This window comes from Paenarthrobacter sp. YAF11_1 (assembly GCF_052113445.1).
Lineage (GTDB): Bacteria > Actinomycetota > Actinomycetes > Actinomycetales > Micrococcaceae > Arthrobacter.
The window spans coordinates 78,239-93,134 of sequence record NZ_JBFRDF010000004.1; the positions used below are offsets into that span (position 1 = coordinate 78,239).

Sequence of the window (14,896 nt, forward strand, 5' to 3'; positions counted from 1 at the left end):
CTAAACCGAACCCAACGTATGACCGCCTGCTCCAACTTTGACAATTCGTTCCTGACTTTGCGGAGAAAACAGTGATCACAGTTCTCGCCATTACCTTTGTCGCGGCAACTGTGGCGCCCTTGATCTTCAGCAAGCTCGGCAGGAACGCCTTCTACGTACTGGCAGCGGTACCCGCGGCGGCCTTCGTTTGGCTGCTTTTCCAGTACGGCCCTGTATATTCCGGTGGCGGCATAGAAGAATTCCTTCCGTGGATACCCAGCCTGCAGCTGGAGCTGGCCTTCCGAATGGATCCGTTGGCGTGGGTCATGTCCCTCCTGATCCTCGGAGTCGGTTCCCTGGTGCTGGTCTATTGCGCCCGGTATTTCAAGAACAAGGACGCGGACCTCGGCGGCTTCGGCGCCCAGCTGCTGGCCTTCGCAGGAGCCATGTTCGGCTTGGTGACCTCCGATGACCTCATGATGTTGTTCATCTTCTGGGAGCTCACCACCATCCTGTCCTACCTGCTGATCGGCTACGCGCGTACCCGTTTGGCAGCGCGCCGCTCGGCGCTGCAGGCGCTGATGGTCACCACCGCTGGTGGCCTCGCGATGCTCGTTGGCCTCATCATCATGGGCGAGGCAGCTGGAACCTACCGCATTTCGGCTATTTTGGACCAAGCCTCGACCCTCATGACCGGACCCATGCAGGGTGCGGTGACGGCCGCCGTCGTACTTATCCTTGCCGGTGCGGTGACAAAATCGGCGCTGGTTCCGTTCCACTTCTGGCTGCCGGGCGCCATGGCGGCCCCCACCCCGGTCAGTGCGTACCTGCACGCGGCGGCGATGGTGAAGGCCGGCATCTACATCGTGGCGCGCTTGGCACCGGGCTTTTCCGAGTCGGAATTCTGGCTGCCGGTGGTCCTGGGACTCGGGCTGGCCACCATGCTTGTGGGTGGGTACCGGGCCCTTCGCCAGACTGATATCAAGCTCATCCTGGCCTACGGAACCGTCAGCCAGCTCGGCTTCCTCACCATGGTGGTGGGGCTCGGACGCCCGGATGCCGCGCTTGCCGGGCTCGGGCTGCTCCTTGCCCACGGCTTGTTCAAGGCAGCGCTGTTCCTTGTAGTGGGCATCATTGACCACCAGTCCGGAACGCGCGATATTCGTAAGCTCTCCGGCGTTTTCCGCTCATCTCGCGCCCTTGGAGTAGTTGCAGCGATCGCCGCAGCGTCCATGGCCGGGGTGCCTCCATTGGCTGGCTTTGTCGCCAAGGAATCAGTCTTCGAAGCCTTTGTTCACTACGGCACGGGCAATAATGCACCTGTCTGGGGAATCTGGATTTTGGTGGGCCTGGTGATCGGGTCCATCTTGACGTTCGCCTACAGCGCCCGGTTTATGTGGGGCGCGTTTGCCACCAAGCCCGGCGTTGAACCCACCCCGTTCAAACCCATCAAGCCCGCCTTCCTGGCCGCGCCGGCCATCCTGAGCCTGCTCACCATTGCCTACGGCGTGTGGCCGGCCCCCGTCGACACGTGGATCCAGCCTTACGCGGCGCTGTTCGCCGATAGGCCGGACGCGGTCGACGCCGGGCACTTGGCTTTGTGGCACGGCCTCACCCCCGCACTGGGGCTGACGGCGATAACCTTCGCGGCGGGCGCTGCGATGTTCTACGGACGCAACATCGTGTCCCGGGCACAAAGCCTGGTGCCGGACTGGGTTGACGGCGACCGCGCCTACCAGCACACCATCGGTGCGCTGGACGATATCGCTGTCTGGGTCACGGGCCGTACGCAGCGTGGCTCGCTCTACTTCTACTTGACGGTCATCCTCACCGTAGCCTTCGCAGTACCGCTCGCCGCCCTGATTGCGGCCAACAAGCCCCTGCCGGAAGGCATCTACTTCATCGACCCCAACTCTCCGCTGCAAATGGTTGCCGGAGCGGGAATCGTGGTGGGTGCCCTGGCAGCTGTCCGGGCCAACAAGCGCTTCCTTGCGGTCCTCATGGTGTCCGTGACGGGCTACGGCATCGCCCTCATGTTTGCTTTGCAGGGTGCTCCGGACCTGGCGCTGACACAGATGCTGGTGGAAACCATCGTCCTGGTGGCGTTCGTGCTCGCCATGCGCAGCCTGCCTGCTGAGCTCCGGGACAGGACCGGTGGCAGGCTTCGGGTGATCCGCGTGATCATCGGTGCAGCGTTCGGCATCACCATGATCTTCGTGGCGATCTATGCCATGGGAGCCCGCGTCGCCACACCCATTTCCTTGGACTTCCCCCGTCTGGCATACGAGGGCGGTGGCGGCCTGAACGTCGTCAATGTGACCTTGGTGGACATCCGCGCCTGGGATACGTTCGGCGAAATTTCGGTGCTGGCAATTGCCGCCACGGGTGTCGCCAGCCTGATTTTCGTGCGCAGCCGTGGTGATCGGATCAAGACCTCGGAGGCAGTGCCGGAAGGCAGCGTTGGGCGCCGCACCGGCGTCGACCGTGACTCCCGGGACGGTGCCACGCTGGCCGTGGCTAAAAAGTTCACTGACGTCAGCCGCGACGCATGGCTGGTGGCGGGCCGCACCTTGGCTCCTGAACGCCGCTCGATCATCTTCGAGGTGGTGACCAGACTGATTTTCCACTCGATGATTGTCTTCTCCATCTACCTTCTCCTTGCCGGTCATAACCTGCCCGGCGGCGGTTTCGCCGGTGGCCTCACCGCGGGCCTTGCCCTGACCATCCGGTACTTGGCAGGCGGCCGGTTCGAGTTGAGCGAGGCTGCGACAGTCAGCGCCGGAACTCTCTTGGGGACAGGACTTGCGACGGCGGCAGCCTCTGGTCTGGTGCCGCTCTTCCTCGGCGGACAGGTGTTCCAGAGCGCGATCATCGAGTTCTGGCTGCCGGTCTTCGGAGACATCAAGTTTGTCACCTCCACCATTTTCGACATCGGCGTGTACATCGTGGTGGTGGGCTTGGCGCTCGACGTTCTCCGCAGCCTCGGTGCCGAAATCGACGAACACTTTGAGGGCCAGGGCGCGCCCCTTGCAGAGGAAGACGCCGCCGACCTTGCAGGAGAAGCTGCTGAATCCGCCGCATCCGGGAAAGGTACCGCATGAGCATCAACCTGACCCTGCTGATCGTCATGGGCGTTTTGTACGCCTGCGGCATCTATTTGATCCTGGAGCGGAGCCTGACACGCGTGCTGTTGGGCTTGATGTTGCTGGCCAATGCCACCAACATCCTGATCCTTTCCACCGGCGGATACGCCGGTTTGGCGCCCTTGTTCACCAAGGAAACCAGCCCGGACGCCTATAGCGACCCTCTGCCCCAAGCGCTGATCCTCACATCGATCGTGATTTCCTTCGCCGTGACGGCCTTCATGCTGGGCATTATCTACCGCACGTGGGTCCTGGCGCGACAGGACGAAATCCAGGATGACCTCGAGGACCGTCGCGTTGCTGAGACGCCAAGCTTCGACGCCGAGGACGACGCCATTGTGCCGTTGGAGACCTCGGAATTCGCCGTCACCCCTGCCAACACCTCGGACCACACTCACCCCGAAGCAACCGAGACCCCGAGCAAGGCACCAAACCAGGAAGGAGGCAGCGCGTGAATCTCGCAAACCTGTCGCCGCTAGCTGTCCTCCTGCCGATTCTGGGTGCCGCTCTCGCGTTCCTGTTGATCCGGCACCACACCGCCCAGCGTGTGGTGAGCATCGGCATTCTGAGTGCAACATTGCTGCTCGAGTGCCTCCTGCTGTTCTCCGTATGGGACGGCGGCACAACATCAGTCACCTTGGGTGGATGGCTGCCGCCGTGGGGCGTGGTCCTGGTCGTGGACCAGTTCTCCTCGCTCATGCTGGTTGTCTCCACCGTGGTGAGCCTTGCCGTGTTGATTTACGCCACCGGCCAAGGCATGGCCGACGGCGACCAGGAAGCGCCCGTCTCGATATTCCACCCCACGTACCTGATCCTGGTGGCGGGCGTGTCCAACGCCTTCCTCACCGGCGATCTCTTCAACCTCTACGTAGGCTTCGAGATTCTGCTGACAGCGAGCTATGTGCTCATGACTTTGGGCGGCACCGGCCCGCGCATCCGCGCAGGCGTCACGTATGTGGTGGTGTCAGTGGTGTCCTCCGTGCTGTTCCTCATCGCCATCGCCATGATCTACGGGGCCACGGGGACCATCACCATGGCGGACCTGGCCATCAAGTTGGCGGAACTGGACCAAGGCACTCAAAACCTCCTGCACGTCATGCTTTTGGTGGCCTTCGGCATCAAGGCGGCCGTGTTCCCGCTGTCCTTCTGGCTCCCGGACTCCTACCCCACGGCACCGGCGCCGGTTACGGCCGTGTTCGCCGGGTTGCTGACCAAAGTTGGCGTCTACGCCATGGTCCGCACCGAGACGCTCTTGTTCCCTGGGGACACACTGAACGTTCCACTCATGGTGGTGGCGTTACTGACCATGGTGGTGGGCATATTAGGTGCGTTGGCCCAAAGCGACATTAAACGTCTCTTGTCCTTCACCCTGGTGAGCCACATCGGGTACATGGTGTTTGGCCTGGCCATGAGTTCAGTTGCAGGTTTGGGCGCAGCGGTGTTCTACGTGGCGCACCACATTACAGTGCAGACCAGCCTGTTCCTGGTCACAGGTCTCATAGAACGCAGGGGCGGCAGTTCATCCATTGACCGGTTGGGTGGCTTGGCCAAGCTTTCCCCGTTGCTGGCCCTGCTGTTCTTCATTCCGGCCATGAACCTCGCAGGCATCCCGCCGTTCTCAGGCTTCCTGGGAAAGCTGGGTCTCTTGCAGGCCGGCGTGGAGCTGGGAACACCCTTGGCCATCACGCTGGTGGTGGGTGGCGTGGTCACCAGCCTACTGACGCTGCTTGCAATCGCCCGCGTTTGGAACAGGGCATTCTGGCGCAAGCCCGAAGACGCTGAGTATCCGGACCCCGTGCTCCAGACTCCCGGAAACGTCGGCGTCTTGCCGCGGACCATGGTCGGTTCGACGGCGGGTTTGGTAGTTTTCGGTGTCGCGCTGACGGTCTTCGCCGGTCCGCTCTTCCAAGTCGCGGACGGTTCCGCAGGGATCATGTTGGACCGTTCGGCGTATATCCACTCGGTTCTGGGCGACTCGGTCGAGGTGCCACCGCTGGGGCCGGCCGAGGAAATGCAGACGGGTGATGCCAAATGAGCCGTAAGCCCATTTCGTTCCGCACCGAGCTGCCACTGCTCATTTGGTTGGTCATTGTCTGGGGCGCACTGTGGCGGGATTTCAGTCCAGGAAACCTGCTGTTTGGCGCGCTGATCGCCGTGCTGGTAGCCAAGCTGTTCTACCTTCCACCGGTGGAACTGAGCGGCAGGTTCAATATCCTGCGCGCCATTCCCTTCGCCCTGATGTTCCTCGCCAAAGTGGTGGCAGCGAGCTTCCTGGTGTTGTTCCTGGCCGTGGTCAAGGGGCCCAAGGTGCGCAGCGCCGTCGTCGCCGTTCCCTTGCGCAGCCACTCGGACCTGATGGTGACCGCTACGGGGCACGTCATCTCGCTGATTCCGGGCTCGCTGGTGGTGGAAGTGGACCGGTCGACGTCCACGCTGTATCTGCACGCGCTCAATATCTACGAAGAAGCGGACATCGACAAGATTCGCGAGGAAGTCCAGACCATTGAAGCGCGGCTGATCCGGATCATGGGCACGCCCGAAGAAGTGGAAGCCCTCAAAGCCGAAGTACGACCGGGAATGGAAGGGGCAGCTCGATGAAGGAAATGATCCTCGTGGTCACAGCGGTGATCCTCAGCCTGGCTGCCGCGGGCGCGATTGTCCGCATCGCCATCGGCCCTTCCCTGCTGGACCGCGTGCTGGCATCAGACGTCTTGCTGGCCATCCTGGGTGCTGCACTGGCGATCGACATGGCGATGAACAGGCACCTCAACAACCTGATGCTGCTGGTAGCCCTCGCGGTGATCGGATTCATCGGATCGGTGACCGTTGCACGGTTCGTTGCTGAACGGAGGGAACAGAACAATGAGTCCTGATGCCAACGGCGTGGATGTCGTGATCGACGCTGTCACTGCAGTGTTCCTGGTGGTGGGTGCTTTGATGTCCCTCGGCGCTGCGATCGGTTTGCTGCGATTCCCGGACCTCATGAGCCGCATGCACGCAGCCACCAAGCCCCAAGTGCTGGGACTGTTCCTCATGCTTGCTGCGATTGGCCTTCAAATGCGGACGTGGTGGGTATGGCCTGTTCTGCTGGTGGCGTGGATTTTCCAGTTGCTGACAGCACCTGTGTCCGCCCACATGGTGGGTCGCTCCGCCTACCGCACCAAGCACGGCCACCGCGAAATGCTCACCAAGGACGAACTCGAGGCCGTTGTTCAACGGGCGGCTGCCGGGCAAGAACCCCGGAACGACCGCTAAAAGTCCCAGTCACAGCAAACGCGGGGCCGCCGTGCGTCCACTGGTGTTCATTCCATCAGGTGGAGGTAAAGCGACCCCGCGTTGTTGTCTGTGGTTGAGGCTAGACGATGTCGTGGGTCTTGGCGAAACGTGCAATGGCACGCTGTGTGCCACGGCTGGCCAACACCTGAATCAAGGTGCTGACGAAGGCTGAGATCAGCGCAAAAGTCAGTGCTGAACGCAAGCTCGTTTCCATGTCGTCGTTGCCCAGGGGTGGTTTGTTGCCAGTGGCCTTTTCCCACCCTTTGTTGACGAGTTTGGTGCCGACGAAGCCCGCTCCGAGGCTCACTCCGGTACCCAGCAGCTTGAAGAAGAGGTTCATCCCTCCAGCCTAGCCGTCCATGGGCGAACTCAAGTGTCAGCGTCGGCTTTCGCGCTCCTTCAGGAACGCTGCCAAGGACCCCACCGGGGCCAACACTGGAACGACCGCGTGTTCCGCCGACCAGACAGCGTCCACGGTCTCAAATTCGGCGATTTCCTTGAGCAGGTAGTAGGTGGGCGGCATCAGCTTCAGCGTCCCGGCCGCCTCCGCCTCCAGAATTCCTTCCACCGGCATCCACAACGATTGCCAGGCCTCCGTGGTTTGATGCCGGGGCTCGGCTCCAGGGGAGGGTTTTGCAAGGTAGAAGTAGGTGTCAAAGCGCTTCGGCATGTCAGTGGGTGTGATCCAGTTGGCCCAAGGTCGGACGTCCGCGGCGCTGATGCTGAGCCCCGACTCCTCCTGGACTTCGCGGATGGCGGCGGTGAGGACCGTGCCTGCCTTGGTTTCGGCCTGCGCTGAGTTGGTGCCGGCACCCGAGTCGGAGTCGGTGCCGGTGCCGATGGAACTCGAACTCCAGGCGGCAGCGTGGCGTTGAAGCAGATCCGCTGGGTAGTCCCAGCCGGACGCGTCCGCAGCATCCACCCGGCCGCCCGGGAAGACCACCATTCCGGCAGCGAAGTCCATGGTGCTGACCCGGTGCTGGACGAACGCCTCGAGCCCGCCCGGGGAATCACGGAGCAGGATGACACTGGCAGCGAGCCGTGGCTCGGATATGGTGCCCTCGCCGACAGTGTGATCCTGACTGGGTGGATTGTTCATGAAAAGTGCCCCTTTGCCGCGGTCGAGTCTGCTGGATCATTCTCTCAGGTCTCGTTGTGGGGCCTGGTGTGCATGCCAAAACCGGCGCGAAGGGTGTAGAGCGGACCTCGCAACGCAAGGGGTTTTGTTGTGGGGCCTGGTGTGCATGCCAAGACCGGCGCGAAGGGCGCAGAGCGGGCCCCGCATCGCAGGGGGGTGTTGTGGGGCCTGGTGTGCATGCCAAGACCGGCGCGAAGGGTGTAGAGCGGACCTCGCAACGCAGGGGGTCTTGTTGTGGGGCCTGGTGTGCATGCCAAGACCGGCGCGAAGGGTGTAGAGGGGGCCTCGCATCGCAGGGGGTCTTGTTGTGGGGCCTGGTGTGCATGCCAAGACCGGCGCGAAGGGTGTAGAGGGGGCCTCGCAACGCAGGGGGTTTTGTTGTGGGGCCTGGTGTGCATGCCAAGACCGGCGCGAAGGGTGTAGAGCGGACCTCTCAACGTCCGATTGTGACCACCTGCCGGCCACGGACCAGCGCCCGCAACACGCGCAGGTGTAAACTGAACCAGCCCATCAGGGCAGATTTGATAACGACAGGGGAGCGCCGCCGTCGGACCTTGCAGAGATGCAGGAGACGCGAGGGCGCTGAGAGTGCGGACAGCCGCAGACCCTCGAACCTGATCCGGTTAGTACCGGCGCAAGGGAGTCGAGCTTCTCAGAGTGTCCGGATCCGGGCGGCGCAGGCCGGTTGGAAATCCGGGGAGCACTTTCCCCTCCTGTAACCTCAGGAGGCAGAAAAATGACCACGGTAAACGTGAAGAAGGCCAGTTACAACTGGCGTGTTGTAGACATCGTTGTGGCGGCTCTTATCGCCATCGCAGGCGGCGTGATCTTCTGGGCCTGGTCCCAGGGTGCCGCGCTGGTTTCCATCCCCATGAACGCGACGTATCCGCCGCTCACCGGCCTGATTGCCGGTGGCTGGATGATCCCCGCTGTACTGGGCATGCTCATTATCCGCAAGCCGGGCGCAGCGTTGTTCTGTGAAGCCGTCGCGGCCACCGGTGAGCTCATCATGGGTTCCCAGTACGGCACCACCGTCCTGATCTCCGGAGTCCTGCAGGGTTTGGGCGCAGAGCTCATCTTCGCCGCGTTCCGGTACAAGAAGTTCAACCTGCCCACGGCCCTCCTCGCGGGTGCCGGTGCGGGCCTCTTCTGCGGCCTGAACGACTCCTTCCTCCCGTGGGGCTGGAACATCGCCTATGAGGCCGTGGACAAGCTGGCGTACATCACTTTCACCACCATCTCGGGTGCCATCATCGCCGGCGCACTGTCCTGGATTGCCACCCGTGGCTTGGCGAAAACCGGCGTGCTGAGCTCCTTTGCATCGCGCAAGGCCGCGTCGGAGCCCGTCTTCAGCTGATGCCCGCCACGCAGAGCGGCAGCAACAACAGCAGCCCGGTACGGCCTGCCGCCATCTCCGCCGAGGGCTGGGGTTGGCGGCATGCCGGCCGGTCCACTCCGGCCATTCATGGGTTGGACCTCCGGATTGAACCGGGCGAGCGGGTTCTCCTTTTGGGACCTTCCGGTGCCGGCAAATCAACGCTGCTGCACGCCCTTGCCGGCGTGTTGGGCGATGAGGAAGACGACTCGGACGAGTCAGGTTCGCTGCTGATCGACGGCGTGGCGCCCCGGGAGCAGCGGGGCCGCGCCGGGCTGATGCAGCAGGACCCGGAAACGCAGGTGGTCTTGTCGCGGGTTGGCGACGACGTGGCCTTTGGTGCCGAGAACCTTGCTGTGCCGCGGGACGAGATCTGGTCCCGCGTCCATGAAGCGCTCGACGACGTCGGGTTGCGTACCGCTGCCGGCGGCGGTGTGGCGTTGGACCACCCAACGGCGGCACTCTCCGGAGGGCAGAAGCAGCGCCTTGCACTGGCGGGCATCCTGGCGATGCGGCCGGGCCTGATCCTGTTGGACGAACCGACCGCCAACCTGGATCCGGCAGGCGTTTTGGAGGTGCGTGACGCGGTGAAGCGCTGCCTCGACAAGACCGGCGCAACGCTGGTGGTGGTGGAGCACCGCGTGTCCGTCTGGAAAGACCTGGTGGACCGGATCGTGGTCCTGCAGCCGGGTTCCCTGGCGGCGGGAACGGGAACGGGAACGGGAACGGGAGGGGCAAAGGCCGGGGTCCTCTTGGACGGCCCGCCTGACAAGGTCCTGTCCGAAGCCCGCACCATGTTGATGGCTGCCGGCGTTTGGGTGCCTGGGTACGTTCCGGCCACCCGCGAACGGCGCAGCCAACCCCACAGCGCCCAACTGCTCCTTGCAGCCCAGGACCTCGCAGTTTCCCGGGAGAAGCCGCGGCGCAAGGGCTTCAAGACCTTCCCGCCGGTCCCAGTGCAAACGGGAATCACCGCGCAGGTCCGGGCCGGCCAAGCATTGACCATCACTGGAGCCAACGGCGCCGGAAAGTCCACGTTTGCGCTCACGTTGGCCGGCCTTCTTGCGCCGGTGGACGGCACGGTGAGTGCCGCCGTCGAGCTTTCCGAAGGGGCCGGCATTGACCCGTTCAAGTGGAAAGCAGACCAGCTGATTTCACGGATCGGTACGGTGTTCCAGGAACCGGAGCACCAGTTCGTCACGGGCAAGGTCCTGGACGAGCTCATGTTTGGGCCCAGGCATGTGGGCCGCGGCGAAGAACGCGTCGACGAACTGTTGGAGCGGCTGCGGCTTACGCATTTGGTGGATGCCAACCCCTACACCCTTTCCGGCGGCGAGAAGCGGCGGCTTTCGGTGGCCACCGTGCTGGCCGCGCACCCCAAAGTCCTGGTGCTCGACGAGCCCACGTTCGGTCAGGACGCCAATACGTGGGCCGAGCTGGCGTCGTTCCTTTCAGAGTTGTTGGACGCCGGAACGGCTGTGGTCTCCGTGACCCATGACCAGGAATTCAGCGCAGTGCTCGGCGGAACGGAGCTTCGGCTCGGTCCGGTCCAGCATGGTGAAGCCACGCATCAGGAAGCGGGTGCAGCATGAGGGATGCGTTGAATCTCCGCGGGAATCATGCCCTGCTGACCCGAGCCAACCCCTTGGCAAAGTTCGTGTCCGTTTTCCTGATTTCCCTGGTGCTGGCCCTGTCCATCGACTGGGTATCGGCGTCCGCGGCGCTGGTTGCGGAGCTGGCGTTGTTTCCGCTCGCCGGGCTTACGCTCAGGCTTCTGTGGCAGCGCGCTTGGCCGCTGATCATCGCGGCCGCGATCGGTGGCTGGAGCACTGCGATCGTGGCGGCGGACAGCGGCGCTGTACTGCTCGACGTCGGACTCTGGTCCATCAGCGAAGGTTCCCTTGAGCTGGGGCTGGGTTTCATGTTGCGCGGTTTGGCGATCGCGTTGCCGGCGATCCTGCTGATGACCTGCACGGACCCGACTGACCTGGCCGATGCGCTGGCGCAGAAGGCCAAGCTGCCGCACCGCTTCGTCCTCGGCTCCCTGGCGGCCATGAGGCTGGTGGGCCTCATGGCCGAGGAATGGCAGACCATCGGCATGGCCCGCCGGGCCCGCGGCGTCGGTTCCCAAGGCAGCCCGCTGCAACGGCTGAAGGCCACTCTCGGCCAGAGCTTCGGGCTGTTGGTCCAGGCTGTTCGCAGGGCATCCCGGCTGGCAGTGACCATGGAAGCGCGCGGCTTTGGTGGCGGTCAACGGACGTGGGCCCGCGAATCAACGTACTCGTTGCTGGACGCTTGGGTGCTTCTGGGCGGCGTGGTCATCGCAGCGGGCGCGGTGCTCGCGGCCGTGGGTGCGGGAACGTGGAGCTTCGTCTGGCGCTAGGGAGCTTGCTGTTCCTGGATCTCGTCAAAGCCTGCCCGCGTCAGGAACCCCAGCTGGGCTTCCTTCTCGGCGAGCTGGATGATGGGTCCCAGCTCAAAGCAGGTGGCCTCCAGACGACGCAGGGCCTTGGCGTTGCGTGAATCCGGCTCCACCACAATCCGGTCCTTGCCCGGCAAGGAGAACATGTACTTGATCAGGGACGTACCGAGCTTCGGCGTAAAGTGCGGGATGGGCCGCGTGGCAGGGGCCAACAGCAAGTGCATGCCAATGTCTGCTTCGCGTGCGGGGTAGGCCTCGCCCACGGGGTCGTGCAGAGGCTCATAGGTCTGGAAAAGGGCCAACGGTTCGCCATCAAGGATGGCCAAGAACGCGTGGTGGGACTCCAAAGAATCAAGGAACTCATAGATCCCCTGGACTTCTTCGCGGGAATTCTCAGTCATTCCCCAGAACTTGGCGCGGGGCTGGGTGACCCATTCGAAGATGAGGTCGATGTCCTCGGCGGGAACCAGCGGGACCAGCCGGAGCGCGCCCCATCCTTCGAGGTCTTCGGAGTAGACGGTGGTGCGGACGGAGTAGTCCTGGGTGGTGGTGGTCATGATTTCCTTCGGTGGGGCTAAAGCGGGCTGATGCGGGAGCGGGGATTGGTTAGGTGATGTCTTTGACCAATTCAGGCCAGTCAGTGACCACCGGGGCGAGTTCCCCGGCAGTCCAGAGCGGGAGTTGGTCGGCAAAGTGCTGGTGGCCGGGCGTACCGGAGGCGCCAAAGGGGACGATCCAGCGGCTGTTGCGGCGCTCGGACAAGTCCCAGACGTAGCGGGCCACGGGTCCACGGAAGCTTCGGTCGTCTACGCCGGGGAGGCTTTCGGTGCAGAGCACACACCCCGTATCACCGCTGAGGCCGGCTGTGGGTGCGGCGGTCGCGAGCGCGCCGGGGAGGACATGAACGGGCAACAGCGTGTGCCTGTCGCCCCAGGAGCGCAGCCCGGACTCTTCCAGCGCAACGCCCTCGAGTGCTGTGGCGGCTTCCGCAGCGACGCTGATACCGAGTTCTGAGCCGCGTACCAACAGGGTCTCGAGCGCAAAGCCGATGCGGGATGCCACTGACAACCACGGCCCGAACAAGGGCGAGTAGCCTGTTGGCTCGTTCAACGGCGCCAGCGCGGAATGGTGCGCCAGTCGCCGGACCAATGAGCCCCGCCACGCCGCAAACACTGCAGCGTAATGGCTCCCGGCATCCATGCGGCCGTCCCACTCCAGCAGCATCGAACGCAGTCCCGCGGCTTCCCGGGACAAGTCATCAGCCTCAAGGCCGGACAGCACTGACCGGAACAACGGCCACGGACCCAGGAGGGTGTCGGTATGGATGGCCTGCATATCGTCCGCGGACAACGGCCCCGGAGCCGACTCGAGCAGCTCACGGATGCGCAACGCCCGATGCGCGGGGGCGAACTCCATGGCCACGGCGTCGCCGCCTCCTGCTGCGCGGTCGTTCGCGCTCACGGCAAACTGCTCCACCTCCGTGCGGGGCAGGATCACGTACTGGCCCTCCCAATCGTGGCGGGCTGAGAAGGCCGGCGAGGGCAACCTCCTGTTGGCGGGATTGCGCTGCGGAACGAGGCCGGCAACAAAGTGCCGCACTGCTCCGGAGGTGTCCCCGGCCACGACGCTGTTGACGGGCTCAACCCAGGCATCGAACGCCGCTTCCACCTCGGAGACGCTCCGGCTCCGCAGCAGCGGCAGGAGGGCCTCAAAACCAAGCCGCCCCTCAACGCGGGCAGGGAAGCGCAAACTCAGCGCCTCGCCGTCGGGCGCTTCAGAGATCACCGAACCCCGCGCGGTCTCGATGACCTCAACGGTGACCGGCTCACCGTCGCGGACGATGATGGTTTCGGCACTCACGACGGCGGGTTCCCAGCCGTGCGGTCCGCGCGCCTCGATGCGTTCCCCGGTGGCGTCCGTGACCCGGCGCAGTTCTTCCTCGAAGAGGTCCTGGTAATCGGCCATGGCGTTGGTGATGGCCCAAGCGGTGTGCCCGGTGTGGGCGAAGTGCGGGAGGCCGGGGACGCCGGGGAACGCGAAACCGATCGCGTCGAAGTCCGGGCAGGCGAGCCGTACCTGCTGGTACACGCCGGGGAGTTCCATGAGGCGGTGGGGGTCGCCGGCGATCAGCGGGAGGCCGGTTGCCGTCGTCGAGCCGTGCGCAGCCCAGGCGTTGCTGCCTGACCAGGCGGGAGCTTCGATGCTGAACAGGCTCACGGCGTCGTCGCCCAAGGTCCGCGCGACGTGGGCCCTGAACAGCTTGTTGGGGAACGTGGAGAAGAGGATGTGATGGACCAGGAAGACACCCAGCGGTGTCCACGGATTCCATGGCTCCGGCGTGCAGGCGGACTCGTCGAATTCGGGGCCGCCGCGGAGTCCGTCTGCCAGCGCTTGGTTGATGCCGGCCACGTACTGTCCGCACCAACGCTGAGTGTCTGCGTCGAGGTTCTCGAAGCAGCGGCGCGCCGTGTCATCCAGCCGGGCTTGGCGTGCAAACCGGTCCCACACCACGACGTCGGCACCCAGGACTTCCGCTGTTCGGCCTTCGGAACGCCACCGTTCCAGCTCGATCTGCCAGGAGCGGTCCGTGGCTGCGTTCATGCCTTGGAGAAAGGCGAGCTCATCGGTGGAATCCGCCCACAGGTGCGGGATTCCCCACCGATCACGGTAGGTTCCGGGGCCGCCTGCCGGGGCGGAAGGGTGCGTCGGGGCAGGCGTCATAATCTCTGGCCGCTTTCGAGCTTAGGTTAGGCTTACTTAAGCTCAAGATAAATGGCTTTGGCCCCGTTCACAAATCGTGGCCGTTCGTGAAGGAGTGTTGCTTGAAGCGCAATTGGGAAGGCGTCGTGCTCAAAGTCATGGGCGCCAAGGATTTCACGCTCGAAGTCACCGGGAAGGAAGAAATCACCCCGGACTTCCTCCGCGTGCACGTGCGCGACGGTGGACTGCTGGAGCGAAGCGGACTGCATCCCACCATGTGGATCAGGCTGTGGTTCGATGATTCCGGTAAGGCCCACCAGCGTGCGTACACCCTGGTCAATGCCTCTCCTGCGGACGGCACGTTCAGCATGGACTTCGCGATGCACAACGGTGTGGCCGCTGACTGGGCCCGCTCTGTCCAGGCCGGCGACACCATCGACGCCACCGTTCAGGGCAGTTCCTTCACCTTCCCGCAGCCCGCTCCGCGCCGGATCTGGGTAGTGGGCGATCCCGCCTCCATCCCGGCCATCAACTCGTTGCTGGACGAGCGGGAGTTCACTGCCGCGGGCGCGGCTCCCGTGACCGCCTGGCTTGAATACCAGCACGACGCCGACCCCTCGTTGGAGGTGCGGACGTTGGAGTCCGACGTCGTCAGTTGGGTTCCGCGCAAACGTGACGGCGCCGCTTTGGTTGAGGAAGTCTGCGATGCGCTCACTGCGGAGAGTGTGTCCGTGGACAACGACTTCTTCTGGATCGCCTGCGAAGCCTCCAGTACCCGGGCAATCGTGAAACACCTGCGGAAGACGCTGGGCGTAGACAAACACCGGATCGATGCCTTGGGGTACTGGCGCGTCTAGGAATCG

Annotated in this window: 14 protein-coding genes and 1 riboswitch; of the genes, 10 read left to right on the forward strand and 4 right to left on the reverse strand. The window is 63.9% G+C overall.

What is annotated here, in order from left to right; genetic code table 11:
- Positions 1 to 71 precede the first annotated feature (71 nt).
- Genes AB4Y77_RS07890 through mnhG form a run of 6 tightly spaced genes read left to right on the forward strand, consistent with a single transcriptional unit; the run spans position 72 to position 6,377 of the window.
- Positions 72 to 3,080, forward strand: coding sequence for a Na+/H+ antiporter subunit A (locus AB4Y77_RS07890; protein ID WP_442013498.1), 3,009 nt, complete (start codon positions 72 to 74; stop codon positions 3,078 to 3,080).
- Positions 3,077 to 3,577, forward strand: a complete 501-nt coding sequence (locus AB4Y77_RS07895; RefSeq protein WP_311213922.1) for a Na(+)/H(+) antiporter subunit C — start codon at positions 3,077 to 3,079, stop codon at positions 3,575 to 3,577. The genes AB4Y77_RS07890 and AB4Y77_RS07895 overlap by 4 nt, the downstream gene beginning before the upstream one ends.
- Positions 3,574 to 5,157, forward strand: a complete 1,584-nt coding sequence (locus AB4Y77_RS07900; RefSeq protein WP_311213921.1) for a Na+/H+ antiporter subunit D — start codon at positions 3,574 to 3,576, stop codon at positions 5,155 to 5,157. The genes AB4Y77_RS07895 and AB4Y77_RS07900 overlap by 4 nt, the downstream gene beginning before the upstream one ends.
- A complete protein-coding gene (locus tag AB4Y77_RS07905; RefSeq protein ID WP_311213920.1) occupies positions 5,154 to 5,720 on the forward strand; it encodes a Na+/H+ antiporter subunit E in 567 nt (188 codons plus the stop codon). Before AB4Y77_RS07900 ends, AB4Y77_RS07905 begins: the two co-directional genes overlap by 4 nt.
- Entirely contained in the window at positions 5,717 to 5,995 is a 279-nt protein-coding gene (locus AB4Y77_RS07910; RefSeq protein ID WP_311213919.1) for a monovalent cation/H+ antiporter complex subunit F, read from the forward strand. The genes AB4Y77_RS07905 and AB4Y77_RS07910 overlap by 4 nt, the downstream gene beginning before the upstream one ends.
- The gene (gene mnhG / locus AB4Y77_RS07915; RefSeq protein ID WP_442013499.1) at positions 5,985 to 6,377 is read left to right on the forward strand and encodes a monovalent cation/H(+) antiporter subunit G; all 393 of its coding nucleotides are present in this window, start codon (positions 5,985 to 5,987) and stop codon (positions 6,375 to 6,377) included. The genes AB4Y77_RS07910 and mnhG overlap by 11 nt, the downstream gene beginning before the upstream one ends.
- Positions 6,378 to 6,477: 100 nt before the next feature.
- Here mnhG and AB4Y77_RS07920 read toward each other — a convergent pair whose 3' ends face one another.
- Together AB4Y77_RS07920 and AB4Y77_RS07925 are read right to left on the reverse strand one after the other, a co-directional pair.
- Positions 6,478 to 6,738, reverse strand: coding sequence for a DUF4235 domain-containing protein (locus AB4Y77_RS07920; RefSeq protein WP_172322289.1), 261 nt, complete (start codon positions 6,736 to 6,738; stop codon positions 6,478 to 6,480).
- A gap of 36 nt (positions 6,739 to 6,774) precedes the next feature.
- Positions 6,775 to 7,497: an NUDIX hydrolase gene (locus tag AB4Y77_RS07925; protein WP_442013500.1), complete on the reverse strand. Its 723-nt coding sequence runs from the start codon at positions 7,495 to 7,497 to the stop codon at positions 6,775 to 6,777.
- Between the two features lie 561 nt (positions 7,498 to 8,058).
- Positions 8,059 to 8,195: riboswitch (TPP riboswitch) on the forward strand.
- A gap of 77 nt (positions 8,196 to 8,272) precedes the next feature.
- Here AB4Y77_RS07925 and AB4Y77_RS07930 point away from each other — a divergent pair.
- From AB4Y77_RS07930 to AB4Y77_RS07940, 3 genes are read left to right on the forward strand one after another with little or no spacing between them, the layout of a single operon-like run.
- Positions 8,273 to 8,893, forward strand: a complete 621-nt coding sequence (locus tag AB4Y77_RS07930; protein WP_442013501.1) for an ECF transporter S component — start codon at positions 8,273 to 8,275, stop codon at positions 8,891 to 8,893.
- A complete protein-coding gene (locus AB4Y77_RS07935; protein ID WP_442013502.1) occupies positions 8,893 to 10,503 on the forward strand; it encodes an ABC transporter ATP-binding protein in 1,611 nt (536 codons plus the stop codon). The genes AB4Y77_RS07930 and AB4Y77_RS07935 overlap by 1 nt, the downstream gene beginning before the upstream one ends.
- Entirely contained in the window at positions 10,500 to 11,294 is a 795-nt protein-coding gene (locus AB4Y77_RS07940; protein ID WP_311213913.1) for an energy-coupling factor transporter transmembrane component T family protein, read from the forward strand. The genes AB4Y77_RS07935 and AB4Y77_RS07940 overlap by 4 nt, the downstream gene beginning before the upstream one ends.
- Here the strand turns inward: AB4Y77_RS07940 and AB4Y77_RS07945 are convergent.
- Positions 11,291 to 11,890 (reverse strand): GNAT family N-acetyltransferase, encoded by a 600-nt coding sequence (locus AB4Y77_RS07945; protein ID WP_442013503.1) that lies wholly within the window; start codon positions 11,888 to 11,890, stop codon positions 11,291 to 11,293. The genes AB4Y77_RS07940 and AB4Y77_RS07945 overlap by 4 nt on opposite strands.
- Before the next feature lie 49 nt (positions 11,891 to 11,939).
- Entirely contained in the window at positions 11,940 to 14,054 is a 2,115-nt protein-coding gene (locus tag AB4Y77_RS07950) for a penicillin acylase family protein (protein ID WP_442013504.1), read from the reverse strand.
- Positions 14,055 to 14,155: 101 nt separating this feature from the next.
- Between AB4Y77_RS07950 and AB4Y77_RS07955 the strand changes: the two genes are divergently transcribed.
- Positions 14,156 to 14,890, forward strand: a complete 735-nt coding sequence (locus tag AB4Y77_RS07955) for a siderophore-interacting protein (protein ID WP_311213910.1) — start codon at positions 14,156 to 14,158, stop codon at positions 14,888 to 14,890.
- Positions 14,891 to 14,896 lie beyond the last annotated feature (6 nt).

Excerpts from the sequence above, each read along its gene's own strand:
- AB4Y77_RS07895 (WP_311213922.1), top strand. The coding sequence starts at position 3,077 with ATGAGCATCAACCTGACCCTGCTGATCGTCATGGGCGTTTTGTACGCC.
- AB4Y77_RS07905 (WP_311213920.1), top strand. The coding sequence starts at position 5,154 with ATGAGCCGTAAGCCCATTTCGTTCCGCACCGAGCTGCCACTGCTCATT.
- AB4Y77_RS07910 (WP_311213919.1), top strand. The coding sequence starts at position 5,717 with ATGAAGGAAATGATCCTCGTGGTCACAGCGGTGATCCTCAGCCTGGCT.
- mnhG (WP_442013499.1), top strand. The coding sequence starts at position 5,985 with ATGAGTCCTGATGCCAACGGCGTGGATGTCGTGATCGACGCTGTCACT.
- AB4Y77_RS07920 (WP_172322289.1), bottom strand. The coding sequence starts at position 6,738 with ATGAACCTCTTCTTCAAGCTGCTGGGTACCGGAGTGAGCCTCGGAGCG.
- AB4Y77_RS07925 (WP_442013500.1), bottom strand. The coding sequence starts at position 7,497 with ATGAACAATCCACCCAGTCAGGATCACACTGTCGGCGAGGGCACCATA.
- AB4Y77_RS07930 (WP_442013501.1), top strand. The coding sequence starts at position 8,273 with ATGACCACGGTAAACGTGAAGAAGGCCAGTTACAACTGGCGTGTTGTA.
- AB4Y77_RS07935 (WP_442013502.1), top strand. The coding sequence starts at position 8,893 with ATGCCCGCCACGCAGAGCGGCAGCAACAACAGCAGCCCGGTACGGCCT.
- AB4Y77_RS07940 (WP_311213913.1), top strand. The coding sequence starts at position 10,500 with ATGAGGGATGCGTTGAATCTCCGCGGGAATCATGCCCTGCTGACCCGA.
- AB4Y77_RS07945 (WP_442013503.1), bottom strand. The coding sequence starts at position 11,890 with ATGACCACCACCACCCAGGACTACTCCGTCCGCACCACCGTCTACTCC.
- AB4Y77_RS07950 (WP_442013504.1), bottom strand. The coding sequence starts at position 14,054 with ATGACGCCTGCCCCGACGCACCCTTCCGCCCCGGCAGGCGGCCCCGGA.